The organism is Pseudogemmobacter sp. TB195, assembly GCF_058313095.1.
Map to the genome: position 1 here is coordinate 179,097 of NZ_JBZEGG010000008.1, position 20,322 is coordinate 199,418.

Sequence of the window (20,322 nt, forward strand, 5' to 3'; positions counted from 1 at the left end):
TGACGTCTTTTTGCCACCCCCCGCCGGAAAGCTGATGCCGCCTCCCGAGCCGGGCGAACCTGTATTCCAGGACCGCAGCGGATTGCGTCATCGCAGCTGGAGCCGGGTCTTCCGCTTCGGCCTTCTGGGACTGTTGCTCTGGCTGGCGACGCTGTTTGTCCTCGCCCTGCAGCCCGGATCCGAGCGCAGCCCGGAGCAGATGCGCGCGCAAGGCGAGACCGCTCCCCGTCTCGCCGGGGCGGCGCGGGGGGGCCCACACCCTGAACTGCCGACCGTCCGGGCGCTGGCAGATGCGACCGCTGATCCAGACCCGCAAACCGGCCAGCGCGGACGATGCCGTCCGGCGCAGCCGATTTTTGGCGCCGCAATGGCCTCAGCCACAGAGACGCAGCACAGTGCCAGGCGGATCTATGCGATCCTGCCGATGTATGCCGACAATGCCTTTCTGCCGCTTGAAAGGCATTGCGGGCTGATCGATGCCATCCTGCCGGAGTTGTTTGAGATTGATGCCGATGCGCTGCGGGTGGAGGCAGCCAGCCTCGATACAGAATTGACGGAAACGGTCGCCTCTATACGGGCGGCCCGGGGAAAAGAGCTGACATTCCTGCCGGTTTTCAGCGCGGGCGGCACGCTGGAGCCGCAGGCATTTCTGGATCGGATTACAAAGGCCGAGGCCCGCCCTGGTTTGGTTCAGGCGATGCTCACCAGCGCCGCCGGGATCGGCGCCGATGGGCTTTGTCTGCGGCTGCGGGGGGTCAGCGGCGCAGAGCTGAAAGCTGCGCTGCCATTTCTGCACGAGTTTTCTGACGCCGCCCGCGCCGCCGGGATGACCCGCTGCCTCATCACGGATGCAGGCTCGCGGCAATGGGCCGAAAAGACCGTCACCACCCTGTTCGATACCGTTGTTGTCACCCTTTTCCATGAGCCCTGGATGGGGTCTGTTCCGGCGCCGCTCGCGCCACAGGACTGGTTCCGCAGCGAGGCCCGGGAAATGCGCAGCCTTGTCGGGCAGAAAAAGCTGGTGATCGCGCTTGGTGGTCATGCCGAGGACTGGGTGTCCGGGAGGGCCGGGCCAGAGCGGTTAAGCCTCGCCGGGGCGATGCACCGCATTGCCGGGGCCGGGGCTGAGATCCGCTTTTCCCCGACCGCGCTGAACAGCTACGCCGAATTTGCCGATGCTTCAGGAGCCCGGCATCAGATCTGGATGCTGGATGCGGCCTCGGCCTATAATGCGGTCAAGACGCTGGATGATCTGGGCATTGCCGGCATTGGTCTGGCCAGCCCAGGCGACGAGGAACCGGCCTTCTGGGACGCGCTCGCGCGCTGGCCGGCGGCGGCGGTCGGAGATGACTATCTGCGCCCGACATTTCCGGATCGCGTCCTCTATAACGGGACCGGCTCTTTCTACAGCTTCGGGCAGCCGCCGCGTACAGGATTGCGCAAGGCAGATCTGGAAGAAAGCAGCGGTATGATCGTCGGCCAGGACTATCTGGTGGTGCCAGAGCCGGTGACGATGGAGCGCTTCGGCACATCATCCGGGCCACAGATCGCGCTGACCTTTGATGACGGGCCGGACCCGGTCGCCACCACCAAGATCCTTGATGTGCTGCGGCGCCATAACGCGCCGGCGACCTTTTTCGTGGTCGGGCGGTCCGCCATGGTGGCGCCTGGCCTGCTGACGCGGGCGATCGCCGAGGGGCATATCATCGGTTCGCACACCTTTGGCCATCCCCATATGGACGCCATTGGATCTTTGCGCGCCCGCACCGAGATCCGCTCGAACCGGATGGTGATCGAGGGGCTGACCGGGACCACGCCGTTGCTTTACCGCCCGCCCTATGTGCGCGGTCCGGGGCCACTGGATCTCTCAGAAGCCCTGGTGTTCGGGATGATCGGCGAGGAAGGCCATATTGTGGTCGGCAGCGATATTGTGCCACCCGACTGGGCCGGTCTTGGCGCCGAAGAGATCGTGGCCGAGGTGCTGAGCGACCTGGAAACCACCGGTGGCAATGTGATTGTGCTGCATGACGGGCGCAGTCAGGGGATGCATACCGCCGCCGCCGTCGATCTGCTGATCCCGGCGCTGCGTGAAAGAGGCTATCAGATCGTGCCGGTCCCGGCATTGCTGGGGCTGGATACGGCTGCGATGATGCCCGAAGCGCCCTGGGCCACCACCCCGGTCAAGACGGCGTCAATCCGGCTGATTGGCGGGCTGATGCAATTCGCCATCCTCGCGCTCTGGCTCTGCCTGTTCGTCAGTTTCCTGCGCAATCTGCTCTATTTCCTGCTGGCGTGGCGCCGCGTCGCCAGCTACCCCAGCGATTTTGCGCCCCCTCCGCCGGTTACCGTCATCGTCCCCGCCTATAATGAAGAGGCGGTGATTGTCGCGACGCTGCGTTCGGTGCTGGCAAGCGATTATCCCCGGCTCCACTGCATCGTGGTGGATGATGGGTCATCGGACCGGACCGCAGCGGTGCTGCAGGCCGCCTTTGACCACAGGCCGGATGTCACGCTGATCACCCAGCCGAACCAGGGCAAATGGAGCGCGCTGAACCGTGGCTTTGCGCTTTCTGAAACGCCGGTCACCATTTGCCTTGATGCCGATACCCAAATTGATCCCAGGGCGATCAGGGCATTGGTGAAGCCCTTTTCCGACCCCCGCGTCGGGGCGGTGGCCGGGACCGTTACTGTGGGCAATCGTCGCGGTCTGCTGACACGGTTCCAGAACATCGAATACATCGTCTCGCAGCAGATCAGCCGCCGGGCACAGGAACATCTCGATGCCATCATGGTGGTGCCGGGCGCACTTGGGGCCTGGCGTACCGACATCGTGCGCAATGCCGGGGGCTTTTCCGGAGAGACACTTGCAGAGGATACCGATCTGACCATCCTTTTACGGCGGGGCGGCTATCGTGTCGCCTATGCCGAAGAGGCCCGTGCCGCGACCGAGGCCCCCGCCGATATCGCATCCCTGATGAAACAGCGCCTGCGCTGGACGCTGGGCAATCTTCAGGCCATCTGGAGACACCGCCGCGCCGTGGCAGACCTTGGCCCGCGCAGATCGTTTTCGATGCTGGATATGCTGCTGTTCGGCTTCGTGGTGCCGGTTCTGGCGCCGATCGCCGACCTCACCCTCATGGCCTTTGCCGTCAGCGTCTTTGCAGACTGGTCGGCTGGCAATCAGCTGCGGATCCCGGCCGGGATGGGTCTGGCGCTGCTGCTTTTTCTGATGGTTCAGCTGATGGATTTCCTCGCGGCGGCCATCGCGCTGCGCTGTGACAGGCGCAGCCCGCTCCGGCTGGCCCTTCTGGTGCCCCTGATGAACCTGCTCTATCGCCCGCTGCTCTGTATCACAGTCTATCGCGCGCTCTGGGCCGCGCTGACCGGCAGGCTCAGCCAGTGGAACAAATTGCGCCGGCGCGGACTTGAGGGCCAGGCAGGGGTGCAGGCCCCATGAAACGCCGCAGAATGCTCGGGCTTCTGGCTGCTTGCGCGCTGCCATTGCCGGCGGCGGCCCGGACAACCGCCTCTGCCGGTCCACGACGGCTGCTGGTCTCGATCCGTGGGATCGGCCACAGAACCGATCCGGCGCGGCTTTCGGCAGTGCTTGATCTGCTGACCGCCGCCATGATCCCGGCCAATCTGATCCCTGCGGCCGGTGAGGATAGCGTGGATCCGCAGGGCAATGCCGAAATCTTCGCACTTGTCAGCAACTATGCCAGACGCTTCCCTGGCCTGATTGGGCTGGCGGCGCGCTGCGGGCGCCTTGGGGGTCTGCCGCCTTATGATATCGCGCGCCAGGGCTTTCTGGCCCGGCAGGCGCTGCATCGGCTCATGCCAGAGGCGCCGCCGTTTTGCACGGTGCTGGCCTGCTCCGGGCCATTCGCGGAAGGTGACGCCGCGGCGCTTTCCGGCGCGGGGTTTCGCACGCTGCTGGTCCTGCCGACGGCGGCAGCACCCGTGCGCGTGACCGGGGGCCCGGGTGCTGTGCTGGTTGTCACCGGTGGTGAGCCGCTTGGCTTCCCGGATGCGGGCGCCGTCTTCGCGCGCCGCCATCTCGGACAGTATCGCCATCTGGTGTTCAGCGCCCCCGAGACCGGCGCCGCGACCCCTGCGGATATCGTCGCAGGGCTGAGCGCCTTTTCGCATCAGCTGCGCGAGGAGACGACATCAGCCCGGCGCGTCAGCCTGTTGGCCAACGAAGTGGCGCTGCGCAACCATGCAGGCTTTCGTCGCCGGCTGGCGCTGCATCTGTTCGAGCCCGATCCCCGGTTGGAAGGGGATGCCGCTGCGCTGGAGGTCTTTGCCCGGATGCTGACCGGGGCAGAGATCCCGTATAGCAGGGGCCCCGATCTGCCCCTGTCCGACAGGGCAGAAAGACCGACCGCCCTGTGCTGGATGGAGTTAACATCTCCAGGCATTCGCCACCCTTCCCCATCCCGCCTTTCCCGACTCGATCAGAACGGCGCTGACGAGGCGACAGGCTGGCGGCTGAAGGCAGGCGCCGGCGAGGGCATCCCGATCGGACTGGCTTCGGCAAAGGCCGACAGCTTCGGGCTGAACGCCCGGGCCATGCAGATGCTGCCTGTTCTTCTGTCTGTGCAGACCGAAGCCGAGAGCGCAGAAGTGCTTGCCACAGATGTCCCGCTGGCCTGCGAAGGTGTGATCACTGTCAGCCCGGCGGCGGTTCGCAGTGATTTTGCCCGCGCGGCGCTCCTGCGCATGATCGGCAAATTGCGGGTGCTGCCGGGGAACCATCTGACCACCCTGCCCGCGCTGGCAGCCGATCTGCTGCCGCGGGATCCGTTTCTGCCGACGGTTTTGCGCGCCCGCAGTCTCCGCCTGCGCGCGGGCACAGAAGCAGGGTGGCCAGATCGTTTGCGCGAGGGTGAGGCTCACGATCTGATGGAGGATGCCCGCGCGGCCTGGTCCTATTTCAGCGGTCTCACCAACCGGACCACCGGCCTCTGCCCGGCAACGGTACAGACCGGAGGCGGTGCAGGTGCGGTCCAGGACCGGCTGACGATGTGGGAGGCCGGCAGCCACATCAATGCGCTGATGGCGGCGGCAGATCTGGGACTGATCGCAGAGGAGGAGTTTTCTGCACGTTGTAACCGCCTGCTGAAGACACTGTCGCGGGCTGCAAACGGGCCGCTCAGGCTTCCGCCCGAGACGATCAGTTCATCGACCGGCAAAGGCTCGTCGCGGTTCAACGCCTTCGATACAGGGCGGCTTTTACTGGCACTGGACCGGTTGCGCCGGTACCGGCTGGCGCCGGCGGATGTCGCGGCACTGGTCGCCTCCTGGGATTTTTCCACCATCCTCAGGCAACGCTACCTGCATTCGTGGCGCGATGGTGCTTTCGTCGATGAGTATCGCTCAAATTATTCCGATTATGTCGCGGTCGGTTTCCGTCGATGGGCTTATGACGTGGCCTCGCCCTTCGACAGCCTGCGTCTGCAGGACAATGCGGACCAGCAGATTGCATTGCTGCGTCTGGTCGAGCAGTTCGGCCCGCTCGGGATCGAACCCGCTTTCCTGCATCTGCTCGAAATCGGGCCAGATCATTGTGCGCTGACGCTTGCCGATTGCCTGAGCGCGCTTTTGCGCGACGCAGCGGCGGAGTATGGCCATCCGGTTGCACCGTCGGAATCGCCCGTGAACCAGGTGCCCTGGTTCACCTATCAGGGCTTCCGCCTGCGCGCGGGTCCCGACCCCTGGATGGTCACTGCGGGCTTTGCGGATACGACTGTCTATGACAGCGGCTTTCTGGCCAGGCTGCGCGCGACCAGCTCAAAGGCCGCCTATCTGCTGCATGCGGTGCGGCCCGACACAGACAGCGCAAAGCTGACTGCGCTGGTGCGGCAGAAGGCCAGGCGCGAGGGCGGCTTCGATTCTGCAATTTTCGTAGCAGACGGACAATCGACGGCCGGCTACACCGATCTGAACACAAATGCAGTCATCCTGACAGCGATCTGCCGAATACTCGCTGACCAATATTAGGTCATGATCGCTCTGATGATGGGTTGGGTAGCCCCTCCGACGGCACTTATGTGCCACAGTGATCCAGAAAGGATCAGGAGTAACCCCTATGAAGGAAGTCTCGATCATCGGCGTTGACTTGGCGAAACAGGTCTTTCAACTGCACGGAGCGACAGCAGAGGGTGAGGTTGTGTTTCGCAAGAAACTGTCGCGCAAGCAGTTTCTCATGTTCATGCAGTCGCAGCCCGGGTGCGTCGTTGCGATGGAGGCCTGCGCCACGGCCCATCACTGGGCGCGGACGCTGGCGGCCATCGGGCATGAGGTGCGCCTGATAGCCCCGAAATTCGTCAAGCCATATGTGAAGAGCCAGAAAAACGACATGGCGGATGCCGAGGCGATCGCAGAGGCGGGCAGTCGGCCGACCATGCGTTTTGTCGAGGTGAAGACACCGGAGCAGCAGGGCCTCGGCATGATCTTCAGGCTGCGGGATCTTCTGGTCGGACAACGAACGCAGGTGATCAATGCCTTGCGTGGACATCTCGCCGAATTCGGGCTTGTCGCCGGAAAGGGGCGGGAGAACGTGGATAAGCTGCGGGCCGTTCTGGAGCCGGGCGCCGAGGGCGCAGATGATCTTCCTGCGGTGGTCGGCCACATGGCGCAGCTTTGCTTTGATCAGATCGACAGCCTGTCGCAGCGCATCGCCGAGCTTGATGCACAAGTCGCGACGGCCAGCAGACGGTCGCGGTTCTCGGCCCGACTGCAGAGGATGCCAGGTGTTGGCCCCAATACCGCGATGGCGCTGGCGGCGTTCGCGCCGCCACTGCAGAGCTTCCGCCAAGGACGAGACTTCTCGGCCTGGCTGGGTCTCGTGCCGCGACAGCATTCCAGCGGCGGGAAGCAGAGGCTTGGACGCACGAGCAAATCGGGTCAACGCGATATCCGGCGTTTGCTGCTCATTGGCGCGATGGCCGTAATCTCTGGTACCAGGATCCGGCCCCCTGCGGAAAGCTCCTGGTTGGGTCGGATCCTGGCCCGCAAGCCACGGATGCTGGCCGCCATCGCGCTGGCAAACAAAATGGCCAGAATGCTGTGGGCCATGATCACGAAGAACGAAGAGTTTCGAGGGGGACCGCTGATGGCGAACTGACGAGGTCAGCAGCACCGTCTCGAAAATGCGGGAGAAGCTGAAGCTTGTATGAAATCGATCGGACAGATCGGGGTTGGGGAAACCAGTGTCACATGGAGAGCTCCGAGCTCGTTTTGATGTTTTGACCACAACCCGCGGATCCCATACCGGCCAAGGAGCATAGCGTTCCGACAAAAGGCCTGACACATGGACGCATTCGACCGTATGATGCCAGCCGAGGCGACAGCCCGCTAAAACCGGGGCTACCCACATATGATGTGACCGCGCCCCGACGGCATCTGTGTGCCAAGGTGGGTCTGCGAGGTTCCACAGAGGAGGACGGTCATGTGGGAGACTATCACGGTGCGGCCCGATCTTGCGTAGAATGAATTCCAGGCGCATGTGACCACGATCGGCACTCATGGAACAGGTTAGCATGATCGCGTAGCAAAGGGTTTGGGGCTCATCTTCACCCCATCCGGAGTTGAAAGCCCGAGACGCCGAAGACCCCTGCCGAGCAGACAGTTCGGCGCTGCGGTCGCTGCCGCGTGGTCCCTGTCCGGGTGGATTGCCTTTCCCAACCTTTAACATTTAATAGTTGAGTAGAAATAGCCATTAACACGCTTAACAGGATTTTGCCGGATCATGAGGGCATGGCTTAAGATCAGAGACTTCCGGCCCGGCGGTGTGCTTTCAGACCGGTGTGCCGTGTCACCGAATGGCGCCCCGGATACAGGGGAGCACGGAAAGCTGCAACTTCACCCCGATGACGGGTCCGCAAGCGGAGGTTTGACCGCGCTGATCCCTGCCGGGCTGATGTTGTTTGCGGGGCTCGGTGGGCTCGCATTCGCGAGCCTGCTTGCGGATGGAGTCGAGGGACAATTCGTGGTCGTCAGCCCGCCCTGGCAGGCAGCCGTTCATCTGGTCACCCGCGCTGACGGAGCACTGCTGGCCGGCGGGGGGTTCAGCAATGTGATCGTTGCGGCTTCCGACCGGCCGGGCTTTGCCGATGACCTTCGCGCGGCCGGGGCATGGCTGGTCTTTCCCGCGCCGCGCGCCCTTGGCTGCGGCACCCCGGACCAGACCAGCGTGCAGGCAGTCCGGGGCGGTGCAGGGCCTGCATTCCAAAAAACCATTCAAGATCAGACCAACAGGCAGGATTCCTCTGATGCAGTATGAGCTGACATTGCTGCGTGAAAAATTTGGCCGCTTTCTGATCGGCCTGCTTTGGCTCCATGCGCCCCTCCTGGCGGTGGTGGCGGCACTCAATGGGCATAGCTGGCTCTGGGCCGGGCTTTCCGGTGTGGCGATCGCCGGGGTCTATCACCTCAGCTATGCCCGCAACGGCATCGCGCTCAGCACCCGTTATATCTCATCTGTGGCGCTGATGGCGGAGCCCGCCCTGCTGGTCTTTCTGCTGCGCGGTCATGCCTGGCAGATGGATATGCATATGTATTTCTTTGCCATGCTGGCGCTGACCATCGCCTGGTTCGATGCGCGCCCGATCCTGATGGCGGCGGTCGCGGTCGCCCTGCATCACCTGGTGCTGGTCTATTTGCTGCCCTATGCAGTCTTCCCTGCCAATGCCGATCTGCCAAGGGTGCTGCTGCATGCGGCGATCGTAGCCTTCCAGACTGTTGTCCTGGTCTGGCTGGCGCGGATGATCAGCGCCGCATTCGAGCGGATCCGCGACATGAACCAGGAAATCCTGACCGCCAATGCCGAACTGAAACAGCGCACGACCGAGGCGGAAAAGGCCAATCAGGCCAAATCTATGTTCGTCGCAAATATGAGCCATGAGATCCGCACGCCACTGAATGCGGTGCTGGGGTTCTGCCATCTGATGCAGCGCACCGAGATGAATGCACGCCAGCTGGATTATGTGCAAAAGATCAGTGATGCCGGCACCACGCTCCTGCGGCTGATCAATGACATTCTCGACTTCTCGAAGAACGAGGCGGGCAAGCTTACGCTGGAGGCGGCGCCGTTCAATCCCCATGCGGTGATCGAACAGCAGCTGCAGATGGTGCTGGTCGGCGCCGAGAGCAAAGGCGTGCACCTGGAGGTGCAGAAAGACCCCGGCATCCCGCGCGAGGTGATGGGCGATGGGATGCGCTTTGGCCAGGTGATCCTGAACCTTGTCAGCAATGCGGTGAAATTCACCGAACAGGGCTCGGTCACCGTGCGCACCCGCGCCGGGGAACGGGTCGGGGATGGTGACAATGACCAGGTGACGATGCTGGTCGAGATCATCGATACCGGTATCGGCATGTCGCCCGAACAGCAGAAGAACCTTTTCACCTCCTTCACCCAGGCCGACAATACCATGACGCGCCGCTTCGGCGGCACCGGGCTTGGGCTTGCGATCAGCCGGCAGATCGTCGGGCTGATGGGCGGCGACATCACCGTGCGCAGCCGCCAATGGGAGGGGACAACCTTCAGCTTTACGGTGCGTTTCAACCGCGTCTCGGGAAGTGCGCCGCAGGACGTGGTCCCCGATCCCGGCCTGCGCGATCTGCGTATCCTCGGCGTCGATGACAACCCCGCCTCGCGCCAGCTGATCGAAGAACTGTTCCACCAATGGGGAATGAGGGCCGATGTCGCGGTCTCGGCCAGCGAGGCAATCAGCCGCCTGCAGGCGGCAGACGGAGCCGGAAAACCCTATGAGCTGGTGTTGATCGACTGGAAGATGCCCGGCATGGACGGGCTGGAGGCGGTGCGGGCGATCAGCCAGGATGCCTATATCCGGGCCAAACCGAAAATGGTGGTGGTCACCGCCTATGGCTCGGACCAGTTCACCAGCGAAATCGATGGCTATGGCCATGCCGGCTATCTGACAAAGCCCCTGCAACCCCGCGCCGTGATCACGACGCTCGAGGATCTGTTCCGCAACCGGCTGGCGGGATCCGCGCAAGACCATGCCGAAAAGGCAAAGCCCCGTATCGATGGCGTACCCCAGGTCGAACCCGCCTTGCGCGGCCAGCGCGTGCTCCTGGTCGAGGATAATGAGATCAACCGCGAAATCGCGATTGAACTCCTGACCGATGCCGGGTTGCGGGTCGATGCCGTTGAGAACGGTTTGCAGGCGGTGGAACAGGTCGCGCGCCAGGGCGACAGCTATGCGATGGTCCTGATGGATCTGCAAATGCCGATCATGGACGGAATTGAGGCGACAATCCGCATCCGCAAGGATCGCAGCGCCGCAGAATTGCCGATCGTCGCGATGACGGCCCATGCCTATGCCGATGAGAAAGACCGCTGCATGGCGGCCGGGATGAATGACCATGTCGCCAAACCGGTCGAGCCGCCGGTGCTGCTGGCGGCGCTGAACCGCTGGCTGAAACCGGTAACCCTGGTCCCTGCCCCGGTCAATATCGCGAAAGTCGCCCCGGCGGGGGATGACCTGCCCGACCATCTGCCGCCTTTCGGCATTGCCCGCGCGCTGGAACGGGTGAATGGCAAACGCCCGCTCCTGCGCCGGCTGATCCTGAGCTTTGCCGACAGCCAGGCCAGGGTGCCCGATGAGCTGGGCCGTCTGCTGGCCGAGGGTAAATATGATGATGCCCGCCGCACCGCCCATACGCTGAAAGGGCTTGCCGGTTCGCTGGAATTGCCGGATCTGCAACAGGCCGCCGCCGAGATGGAGCGCGCGCTGAAAGAGGGCACCCCGGGGGAGCATGAGGCTGCCCCCTATATTGGGCTGGAACCGGCAGTCGCCGCCGCGCGCGGGCTGAGCGGCACTACCGTCGCAGCGGGAGACAGGTCAGCACCGGTGGCTCCGGCCAGTGCAACGGAGATTGAGGAGCGCCGCGCCGCTCTCCACGAGCAGCTGATCAAACGCAGCCTGAGCGCACGCGCCGGTTTTGCGGCCTGGGCCGAGGCGCTTGGCCTTCCCGCCGAAGCCATCGCGGCGCATCCGCTGCGCCTCGCGCTGGACAGGCTGGATTACGCCACTGCGCTGCGAGAACTGGAAATTTCCGGAAAAGATGCCGGACCCGGATCGGAAAAAGCCTCCGCCGGAGAACAAAGCTGAGAATGGGAAGAAAGCCGTGACCACGCCACAGGAGCGCGAGCCCCGTAAAGCCGTTGTTCTGATCGTCGATGACGATATCTCAAATATCGAGATCATGAATGCGGCGCTCGGGGATGATTATGAGATCTGTTTTGCCACCTCGGGCGAGCAGGCGCTGGAGGTGATGCAACTGACCCTGCCCGACCTCGTACTGCTGGATGTGGTGATGCCGGGGATGCAGGGGTTCGAAGTCTGCTCCATCCTCAAACGCGACCCGCTGCTCTCGGATATTCCGGTGATCTTCACCACCGGGCTGGGTGATACCGAGGATGAGGTGCGAGGCCTTTCGCTGGGGGCCATCGATTATGTCACAAAGCCCATCCATCCGGTGGTGCTGCGCAACCGGGTGAAAAACCATATCGAGCTGAAGACCCTGCGCGACCATCTGGCCGAGATCGCGGTGACCGATGCGCTGACCGGGTTGCACAACCGGCGCAAGCTGGATCAGCTGATGCAGGACGCGCTGCAACGCCGGGCGACCTCGGAAAGCTGGCTGTCGGTGATCATGATCGACATTGATTTCTTCAAGCTGTTCAACGATGCCTATGGCCATCAGAGCGGCGATCAGTGCATTCACATGATCGCCTCGGCGCTGAACCGGGCGGTCAAGGCCGCGGCAGGCTTTTCGGCGCGCTATGGCGGCGAGGAATTTGCCTGCGTGCTTCCCGATACTGCCCCCGAAGAGGCGCTTGTCATTGCCGGCAATATCCGCGCCCAGGTGCATCAGCTGCAGATCCCCCACGAGAAATCCATGGTCAGCCCCTGGGTGACGCTGAGCATCGGCATCGCCTCAGCGCGCACCGATACCGGGCTTTCGATGAAGGAATGGATCGAGGCCGCCGACCGTCAGCTCTATATCGCGAAATCGCAGGGCCGGGACCGGGTGGCCGCAATCACAATTTCCGGCAAGACCTGAGCGACAGGCTTAACCAGGGAAAGACCCCGCAGATCAATCATTGCAGCGGTTTGGCAACATGTCGAACCGTATGGGCATTGTTGTCGAGATCACCTTCTGATCCAGCATCCCCATTTGAGGGGCCTGGATCACTGCTGCAGCGTCACAGGCGCGAGGCGCCCGCAACGAAGCACTGCGGAGGTCTCTGAAATACAGGTCACTATCGCCGTCCTGAATGGCCGGACCGCCCGCAGCATACCCCGCAAAAGTCGGTGCGAAATGTCCGGTCCGGGACAGCCGAAGCTCGGCTGTCAGCTGATTTCTGCAACACAGCCAGTGCACCCGATCAACGCCTCCTGACCCAAGTCACCCGTGTGACGGGCGCGATCGGCCTCAGGCACCGCATTTGCTTGTCACGGCGATCAACGAACCGGAACGACTGCGGCACGGAGTCTGTCCATAACCCCCTCCCGGCTCATCAGGCCTTTGGCGATCATGACATCAACGAAGGGGACACCTTCCTTATCCGCCTGTTTCACAATTGCGGAAACCTGGGTATAGCCCAGTTCCCCGACCATTACCGTGGCCAGTGCGGGTGAGTTCAGCAGCAGTTCCAGCGCGCGTTCGGGACGTGCCTCGATGCCGCTGATGCATTTATCAGCGAAAAGCCGGCTGCCATTGGTCAGAAGGCGGCAACTTTCAAAGAGGCGTGAGGCGATTACGGGCTCGAAATGGTTGATCTCAAGCTGGCCGGCCATCGAGGCCAGTGCCACGCTCTGATCGTTTCCGGCCAGCGCGAAGGCAAGCTGCTGCACCAGCATTGGCAGGACCGGGTTGATCTTGCCGGGCATGATCGAGGAGCCGGGCTGCACGGCAGGAAGGCGGATCTCACCAATGCCGGTTTGCGGGTCAGAGGAGATCAGGATCAGATCATGGGCGATCTTGGCGATGGTCTCGCCGGCGATGCGGATCTCGGAAGAGACGCGGGCAAAGGTGTCTGAATTCTGCATCGCGTCAAACGGATTGTCAGCGCGGACCAGAGGCAGGCCCAGATTGGCGCTGAGATGCGCATAAAGCGCCGCCGGATAGCCCGGATCAGAGCCCAGCCCGGTGCCGATGGCGCTGCCGCCAAGCGGCAGGGTCAGAAGATCGGCGGAGGCTGCTGTGATCTTTGCCGCCTGGCGGCGCACGGCGCTGGCATAGCCGCCGAATTCCTGACCCAGCGTCATGGGCTGCGCGGCCTGCATGCAGGTGCGCCCGATTTTCAGCACATCAGCAAAAGCAGTGGCGCGCTCCGAAAAGGCATCGGCGAGATGGTTCAGCGCCTGAACCAGGGGCAGAGTGGCGTCATAGACCGCCAGTTTCAGTGCCGAAGGCACGACATCATTGGTCGACTGGCCATGGTTCACATGGTCATTGGGGTGCAGGCTGGCATAATCCCCGGCCTCGCGCCCAAGAATCTGCAAGGCGCGATTGGCGATAACCTCATTCGCGTTCATATTGATCGAGGTGCCGCCCGAGCCTTCCATGATGTCGATGATGAACTGCTCATGATGGCGGCCCGCCAGCAGCTCATCACAGGCCGCGATGATCGCCGCCGCCAGATCGGGGTGCAGCGCACCGATCTCGCGATTGGCCTCGGCCGCCGCTTTCTTGATCGCCGCAAGGCCGTTCACAAAACGCGGGTGATCGCCGATCCGCTCGCCGCCAAGCGCGGAATTCTCGGAGCCGCGCAGCGTGTTCACGCCATAAAGCGCCGTATCGGGAAGTTCACGCGGGCCAAGGCCATCGGTTTCAATACGAGCCATGCTCGGTCATCCTGTCTGATCAGTGGATATAGGTCGGGAGCGGACGTTCAGAGCACCTGGGAAAGGAACTGCCGCGTGCGCGGGTCGGTCGGATTGGCGAAGAACCCGGCGGGGGGGCCATGTTCGACGATGACACCCTTGTCGGTAAAATAGATATGGTCCGCGACCTCACGGGCAAAGCCCATCTCATGGGTCACAAGGATGCAGGTCATGCCCTCGGCCGCGAGATCCTTGATTGTCACCAGCACTTCTTTCACCGTTTCCGGGTCCAGCGCTGCGGTCACCTCGTCAAACAGCATGATGTCGGGGCGCATTGCAAGGCTGCGGGCGATGGCGACACGCTGCTGCTGGCCGCCGGACAATTCGCCCGGATAGCTGTTCTCCTTGCCTTCGAGCCGGACTTTGCGGATCAGCTCGCGGGCGCGTTTCTCGACCTCGGCAGGGTTTTCTTTCAGCACTTTGACAGGCGCCATCATAACATTTTGCAGCGCGGTCTTATGCGGAAAGAGGTTATATTGCTGGAACACCATCCCGACCTTTTTGCGAAGCGCGAGCTTGTCGAGCTTCGGGTCATGCACTTCGAGGCCTTCTACCAGGATCGAGCCGCCCTGAATGTCGTTCAGCGCATTGATGCAGCGGATCAGCGTGGATTTTCCCGAGCCGGAGGGGCCGATGATGCAGATCACCTCGCCCTTCATGATATCGAGGCTGATCCCGTTCAGCACGGGCACCGAGCCATAGGATTTCCGTACGTCTTTCAGCGAGACGATGGGCTGGTCTTCTGTCCATTTCACGTCAGTCATGGCCATCAGCCCCCTCAGAGTTTCACGGAATAGCGGCGTTCCAGCCGCGAGGTCAGCAGGCTGATCGGGTAGCAATAGATAAAAAACCAGCACAGCACATAGAGATACATCGGGATCAGCACATCGGGCCGCCCTTCGGCCGAAAGCGCCGAACGGGTATAGCCCATGATGTCATCAACCCCGATGATCGAGACCAGCGGCGTCGCCATGGTCAGCACCGCGTAAAGGTTCATCCAGTTCGGCAGGATGCGCTTTACCGTCTGCGGCAGGATCACCATCCGCATCGTCTGACCGCGGGAGAAGCCAAGCGATTCCGCGCTTTCCCACTGACCGGACGGTACCGACTGGATCGCACCGCGCACATATTCCGACATATAGGCCATGACCGGCAGCGACAGCCCGATCACCGCCTTCAGCCAGCCGGGAAACGGCATCGTCACGCCAAACAGCGTCACCTGGAACGGGATCAGCAGGATGGCGTAGAACAAAAGCACCAGCCAGGGCGAGTTGCGGAAGAACTGTGTCACCAGCCAGGCGGCCTTGCGGATTACCAGCACCGGCGAGACCTGCAGGATGCCCAAAAGCACGCCAAGAACGGTGCCGATCGCCATTGAAAGCACAGAGATCAGGATATTATAGCCAAAGCCCTGGGCCAGAAGCGGCGTCCATTTCAGCAGGACCGAGGGGATCGAGGCCTGGCCCGGCTGTGTGCCCTGCGCCCAGGCGGTGCCGATCACGCTGGCGATCAGGCAGGCAAAGACCAGGCTCAGGGTCAGCGGGTTAAAGAGCGTCTCCCGCCAGTTCAGCGCGGGCGCGGCATGGATGCGGCGCGGCAGCAGCACATCCATATGACCGGGTACGCGGCGGTCGGGTTCGGGGATGGGGCGCAGCCACATGTCAGACTCCATATCCGGGGATGCGCAGCGCCTTTTCCCAGCGACCAAGGATCCAGACAAGGACCGCGACGAGCAGGATATAGGTCAGCAGCAGAACGGTCATCATTTCGCGCACATTCAGCTGTTCCGACCAGATCTGAGCGGCGGCGTATAAGAGCTCTGGCACAGCAATCGCATAGGCAAGCGAGGTGGTTTTAACGAGGTTCACCAGATTGGTGCCCAGCGATGGCAGTGAGATCCTGAGCGCCAGCGGCAGTACCACATAAAGATAGGTCTGAAACCGCGTGAAGCCGAGCGCCTCTGACGCCTCGACGGTGGAGCGCGGCACGGCGTCGATGCCAGAACGAAAGATCTCGGTATTCAGTGCACCCGCAAAGAGCGAGAGCGAAATCACCGCCCAGGCAAAGGCAGAGACCATCGGCGTGCTGAGTCCGGTTTCACCCGTCACCCTCAGGACCGAGCCAAGCGCGAAGAAGAAGAAGTAAAGCTGCACCAGCGGCGGAGTATTGCGGAAAAAGGTCACAAACAGCCCGACCGGCGCGCGCAGGATCAGGTATTTCGACCCCTGGGCAAAAGCGCCGATCATGCCGACGAACAGCGAGAAGATGATCGACAGCACAGAGAGTTTGACGGTCATCCACAACCCGCCAAGGAACTGAGCACGGTCCCAGGCGTCGTAGCCAATGCTGATCTTGAGCCCATAGCTCTGGCGGAGCCACTGGAAAAACGTTTCGACAGTTTCCACCGCCAACTCCCCGGGAAAAGGGCCGGCCCCGCGTTACAGGGCCGGCGGGATCAGCGCGATTACTTGAACTTTTCGTATTGCTCTTCGAAGAACGGAGCGGGGGCGATGCCGTAGCGCTCATTGCTTTCGATCAGGAAGCGGGTCTTGTGCCAGTCGGTGACGATCTCGCTGATCTTCTGACCATATGGGCCGTTCAGCTCTTCCAGCGGCACGGCGATGGCCCAGGGCTGCATCTGTTCGGTGACGAAGGGCATCTCGTAATCAGCCCAGACCGCCTCCGAGGCCAGCTGGCTCTCGATCCAGGTGTTGTCATAGGCCAGCCCGACACAGCTGCCATTGGTCAGCGCAGCGCTTGCCTCGGGCACGCCCGCGAAGGCCACGATATTGGCTTTGTATTTCTGGGTGATCTCGCGCAGGTAATAGCTGCCCTGAATGCCGCAAACATCCTTGCCCTCAAGATCCGTCCATTCTTTCAGGCCATTGGCCTTGGGTGCCAGAATATTTGCCCCGCCCGCGTAATAGTTCGGCTCGATCATGCCGACCACCTCACGGCGCTGCGGGTTGTCGCCCAGCGTCGCGATGATCAGGTCGATCCGGCCCTGTTGCAGGAATTCCATCCGGTTCGAGGCGACGACCGGCACCAGCTCCAGGTCGACGCCAAGGCGGGTCGCAATGTCCTGGGCGAGGTCGATCTCGAGCCCGACGATATTGCCAGAAGCATCCAGATAGCCCCAGGGGCGGTAGTCATTCTTGACGCCGACGACGATCTTGCCGGCGCCGGCGATCTTTTCCAGCGTGTCAGCCGAGGCGAGCCCGGTGCTGGCAAGCAAAGCCGCCAGCGCGATTTTCAGCGATTTATTCATTCGTCACTCCCGTGGATCAATGTCCGGTTTGGCCGCTTCAGGTCTGTCGCCCGGTGTCTGTCTTTTGTCCCCTCGCCTGGCCCGGGATCGGGGGCTTGAAGAATCACCCTATTCTGATCGGGTCAAAGCTGCGAAAATACTCCCGAACAGACATTTTGTTGTCATTTCCGGACAGGTTAACCAAGAGTGACACGAGGCACAACCGAGAGATATGGTTTCGTCCTGATCAATGATTTCGCATTGATGTCGATGGCTTCTTCAGTGGACCCTCTCCGCTCTGCCAATCAGATGTCAGGACGACAACTTTACGACTACGTCTTTCTCTCGGCGCAGGGCGGGCCGGTCCGGGCCTCATGCGGGGCATGGTTCGAAACCATTGCCCTTGCCGCGTCACCACCCGATCTCGATTATCTGTTTATCGTCGCAGGCGGTAATCCGTTCGCGCTCGACATCCCCGACTGCACAGGGTTTCTGCGCCAGGCGGCCAGGCGCGGCGTACCACTTGGCGGGATTTCCGGCGGTGTCGTGCTGCTGGCACGGGCCGGATTGCTGGACAGAAGACGCATCGCTGTCCACTGGGAATATGCCGATTCCCTGCGCGAACTGGCCCCCGATCTACTGATCGAACAGCGGCTTTTCGTGCTCGATCGCGACCGTGCTACCTGCGCGGGGGGCGTGGCGGGGCTTGATATGATGCATGCGCTGATCCGGTCGCAGCACGGCCATGCCCTGGCGGCCTCGGTCAGTCGGCGCTTCATCTACACCACCATCCGCACGCCGGACGCCGCGCAGCGTGGCAGCCTGGTGACAGAGGCCCGGGTGCTGCCGGCGGTCTTTGCCGCGACCCGCCTGATGGAGGACCACATCGCCGATCCCTTGCCGCTGGAGCAGCTTGCCCGCCTGTCCGGGTTGAGCAGCCGGCAGATTCAGCGGCAGTTTCAGCGGGATCTGGGCGTTTCGGTTATGGATCATTACAGCGCGATCCGGCTCGACAAGGCGGATGAGCTTTTACGGCAAACCCGGCTGCCGATCGGCCAGGTCGCCTATGCGACCGGCTATTCCAGTCAGTCTAATTTCAGCCGCGCCTTCCTGCGTCGCTTCGGGATGAATCCCAGCGAAAGGCGCAATGCGGCCACTGCGCCCCGGTGACGCGTGATCGCATTTAGCTGCGAATATCATTCGGCAAGACAGCGGCTTTAAGGATAGAATGGAACCTCCCAACCGCCGCCCAGGAAAGGCGAGGCCGGTATCACCAAAGGCCAGTGTCAAGCCGGTGACGATTATTATAATCTCTGTGACGCTCCTGGCGACCGCCCCTTCTACCCATCGCAGGATCGACTGAATCGCCGCTTCCCAGGGAATGGAGGAGCCAGCCGTATAAGCGGCGGGGTGTCAGCAGGCGGATGACACAACCCGAGTTAGCGCCGCTGGCAATGTGGCGGCATGCGGGATGTCCCTGCTCTGAACCGGAGGTTGCGGGTGAAAAGTCATTACTGATGACCTTGTAATCTCCATCCCGGCCCTTCGACACGATAAAGACCTACGCGGCGCCGGTCACCGCCAAGCCCGTAAATGACAGCAACAAGATCAATGGTCTCAGCGATCAGGGCGCGCGGCACGGTAACGACGGCCTCTTGAAACAACTTCTCGAGGCTCCGCAGGGCACCGATGCCCGACCCGGCATGGATGTTGCCAATACCGCCGGGTTCACGGGTACCCCAGGCCTTCGGACGATCCAGTGCTTCAGCCTCTCGCGTAACAGGGGACCCGAGTTACCTCAGCCCGACGCCGATTGATTGGTCATCGATGCAGCATATTGCCCTGAACCACGTTCAACCCGGCAAGGCACGGCAGATCGCAACCACCCATTATCTCCGGTCGCCACTCCGTAATCACACCATGTTTCACCTTCGGGGCTACATGTGAGTTCTTCCCGAGTCATACTCACAAATTATAACTCAACCATGGCGGAAATCTGAAAGACTCAACCATATAATCTACAAATGCTCTAATTCTCGGCAGCGGATGCCGCTCCGGCAGATAGACAGCCTGAATTGCTGTCTGATCAACAAATTCATGAGAACGCAAAAGCCGGACAAGTTTTCCCTGTCGAATATAAGGAAGAGCCAGGTGTTCTGCCATACGCATTATTCCGCAACCATCCAGGCAGTGGTTTGACAGAGCAAGCCCATCAGTGCTCTTGAAATTTCCTGTGGCCGTTATGATGCGCTGCTCACCGTCAATTATGAAGGGCCATCTGTTCAGATGCTCACGACGGCCGTACCACATCAGGCAATTATGTCCGGAGAGATCCGCCGGGGTGTCCGGCAGACCATATTTCGCAACATAAGACGGCGCCGCAACAACCAAGCGCCTGAGATCACATAGCTTTCGTCGAATCAAGGTTGAATTTTCCATTACCCCCATTCGAATAGCCACATCAAACCCGTTCTCGATAAGGTTTGCCACCTCGTCGTTCAGATTAACGGTTATTTCAATATCAGGGTGCTGCTCCATGAATTGTGGCAATTTGGGAAGAATTTGATCGTAGCCAAAGGCAACTGGAATTGTAATGCGCAAAGACCCCGAGACCTGTGCGCGCAAACTTAAAAAATCGCTCTCAAACTGATCAACACTGTCAGTTATACGGGCGGCCTCAGTGACATAATACTCCCCTTCGACAGTCAGCCGGTGTCCGCGTGTAGTTCGATGCAGAAGCTTGACACCTAAGCGCCGTTCCAGGCTGTGGACGGCCTGGCTGATAAATGCCTGACTGACCCCAAGCTGTCTCGCGGCTGCACTAAAGCCCCCCGCTTCGACGATGGCGCGGACGACGCGCATTTCCAACAGCCTGTTGTCTTTCAACTCCTCCCCCCTTTACCTGCCGCTCGCGTTGCGGCGAGCTCTGGTTGGTTTGCACGGTCAGGATATTGCAACAGGGTGCTGCGAACCTGGCGCGCAGTCTATTCATCATGTTTAAGTGACATTCCGGACAGAATCTCACAACCCGGCGCGGTGCGCCAGACAGGACATCACCACGATCCGAAAGCGATGCTCAGAGTTTTTCTGTGAGTTCGGGGAGGATGGTGAAGAGGTCTCCCACCAGGCCATAATCGGCGACCTGGAAGATCG

At 61.7% G+C, this 20,322-nt stretch carries 13 protein-coding genes and 1 pseudogene; 7 read left to right on the forward strand and 7 right to left on the reverse strand.

Features of this window, described 5'->3' with window-relative positions:
• Positions 1-34: 34 nt before the first annotated feature.
• The 6 genes from AC4FS3_RS10485 to AC4FS3_RS10510 all read left to right on the forward strand — a co-directional run bounded on the left by AC4FS3_RS10485 (position 35) and on the right by AC4FS3_RS10510 (position 12,096).
• Positions 35-3,457, forward strand: a complete 3,423-nt coding sequence (locus tag AC4FS3_RS10485; protein WP_491020526.1) for a glycosyltransferase — start codon at positions 35-37, stop codon at positions 3,455-3,457.
• Complete coding sequence (locus AC4FS3_RS10490; RefSeq protein WP_491020527.1) at positions 3,454-6,003, forward strand: DUF3131 domain-containing protein; 2,550 nt, start codon at positions 3,454-3,456, stop codon at positions 6,001-6,003. Before AC4FS3_RS10485 ends, AC4FS3_RS10490 begins: the two co-directional genes overlap by 4 nt.
• 88 nt (positions 6,004-6,091) lie before the next feature.
• Entirely contained in the window at positions 6,092-7,129 is a 1,038-nt protein-coding gene (locus AC4FS3_RS10495; RefSeq protein ID WP_491020528.1) for an IS110 family RNA-guided transposase, read from the forward strand.
• 768 nt (positions 7,130-7,897) lie between these two features.
• Positions 7,898-8,287: a hypothetical protein gene (locus AC4FS3_RS10500; protein WP_491020529.1), complete on the forward strand. Its 390-nt coding sequence runs from the start codon at positions 7,898-7,900 to the stop codon at positions 8,285-8,287.
• Complete coding sequence (locus AC4FS3_RS10505) at positions 8,277-11,141, forward strand: response regulator (protein ID WP_491020530.1); 2,865 nt, start codon at positions 8,277-8,279, stop codon at positions 11,139-11,141. Before AC4FS3_RS10500 ends, AC4FS3_RS10505 begins: the two co-directional genes overlap by 11 nt.
• A 16-nt stretch (positions 11,142-11,157) precedes the next feature.
• Complete coding sequence (locus AC4FS3_RS10510; RefSeq protein WP_491020531.1) at positions 11,158-12,096, forward strand: diguanylate cyclase; 939 nt, start codon at positions 11,158-11,160, stop codon at positions 12,094-12,096.
• Between the two features lie 401 nt (positions 12,097-12,497).
• Here the strand turns inward: AC4FS3_RS10510 and AC4FS3_RS10515 are convergent, their stop codons facing one another.
• Genes AC4FS3_RS10515 through AC4FS3_RS10535 form a run of 5 tightly spaced genes read right to left on the reverse strand, consistent with a single transcriptional unit; the run spans position 12,498 to position 17,190 of the window.
• Positions 12,498-13,883 carry an aspartate ammonia-lyase gene (locus tag AC4FS3_RS10515; protein WP_491020532.1) on the reverse strand — a complete coding sequence of 462 codons (1,386 nt, stop codon included), beginning with the start codon at positions 13,881-13,883 and terminating at the stop codon, positions 12,498-12,500.
• 47 nt (positions 13,884-13,930) lie between these two features.
• A complete protein-coding gene (locus tag AC4FS3_RS10520; protein ID WP_491020533.1) occupies positions 13,931-14,692 on the reverse strand; it encodes an amino acid ABC transporter ATP-binding protein in 762 nt (253 codons plus the stop codon).
• 8 nt (positions 14,693-14,700) lie between these two features.
• Positions 14,701-15,582, reverse strand: a complete 882-nt coding sequence (locus AC4FS3_RS10525) for an amino acid ABC transporter permease (RefSeq protein WP_283179729.1) — start codon at positions 15,580-15,582, stop codon at positions 14,701-14,703.
• Position 15,583: 1 nt separating this feature from the next.
• Positions 15,584-16,327: an amino acid ABC transporter permease gene (locus tag AC4FS3_RS10530; RefSeq protein WP_491020534.1), complete on the reverse strand. Its 744-nt coding sequence runs from the start codon at positions 16,325-16,327 to the stop codon at positions 15,584-15,586.
• Between the two features lie 59 nt (positions 16,328-16,386).
• Positions 16,387-17,190, reverse strand: coding sequence for a transporter substrate-binding domain-containing protein (locus tag AC4FS3_RS10535; protein ID WP_491020535.1), 804 nt, complete (start codon positions 17,188-17,190; stop codon positions 16,387-16,389).
• A 288-nt stretch (positions 17,191-17,478) separates the two neighbouring features.
• On the opposite strand from AC4FS3_RS10535, the gene AC4FS3_RS10540 reads away from it, so the two are divergent.
• Positions 17,479-18,339: a GlxA family transcriptional regulator gene (locus AC4FS3_RS10540; protein WP_283179732.1), complete on the forward strand. Its 861-nt coding sequence runs from the start codon at positions 17,479-17,481 to the stop codon at positions 18,337-18,339.
• Positions 18,340-18,444: 105 nt separating this feature from the next.
• Here AC4FS3_RS10540 and AC4FS3_RS10545 read toward each other — a convergent pair.
• Positions 18,445-18,561: pseudogene (locus tag AC4FS3_RS10545) on the reverse strand (TrbC/VirB2 family protein); the annotation flags it as partial.
• Positions 18,562-19,134: 573 nt separating this feature from the next.
• On the reverse strand, positions 19,135-20,055 hold the full coding sequence (locus AC4FS3_RS10550) for a LysR family transcriptional regulator (protein WP_491020536.1): 921 nt from the start codon (positions 20,053-20,055) through the stop codon (positions 19,135-19,137).
• Positions 20,056-20,322 lie beyond the last annotated feature (267 nt).

Coding starts and splice junctions, on each gene's coding strand:
- AC4FS3_RS10505 (WP_491020530.1), top strand. CDS start 8,277: ATGCAGTATGAGCTGACATTGCTGCGTGAAAAATTTGGCCGCTTTCTG.
- AC4FS3_RS10490 (WP_491020527.1), top strand. CDS start 3,454: ATGAAACGCCGCAGAATGCTCGGGCTTCTGGCTGCTTGCGCGCTGCCA.
- AC4FS3_RS10485 (WP_491020526.1), top strand. CDS start 35: ATGCCGCCTCCCGAGCCGGGCGAACCTGTATTCCAGGACCGCAGCGGA.
- AC4FS3_RS10525 (WP_283179729.1), bottom strand. CDS start 15,582: ATGTGGCTGCGCCCCATCCCCGAACCCGACCGCCGCGTACCCGGTCAT.
- AC4FS3_RS10535 (WP_491020535.1), bottom strand. CDS start 17,190: ATGAATAAATCGCTGAAAATCGCGCTGGCGGCTTTGCTTGCCAGCACC.
- AC4FS3_RS10515 (WP_491020532.1), bottom strand. CDS start 13,883: ATGGCTCGTATTGAAACCGATGGCCTTGGCCCGCGTGAACTTCCCGAT.
- AC4FS3_RS10495 (WP_491020528.1), top strand. CDS start 6,092: ATGAAGGAAGTCTCGATCATCGGCGTTGACTTGGCGAAACAGGTCTTT.
- AC4FS3_RS10520 (WP_491020533.1), bottom strand. CDS start 14,692: ATGGCCATGACTGACGTGAAATGGACAGAAGACCAGCCCATCGTCTCG.
- AC4FS3_RS10540 (WP_283179732.1), top strand. CDS start 17,479: ATGTCAGGACGACAACTTTACGACTACGTCTTTCTCTCGGCGCAGGGC.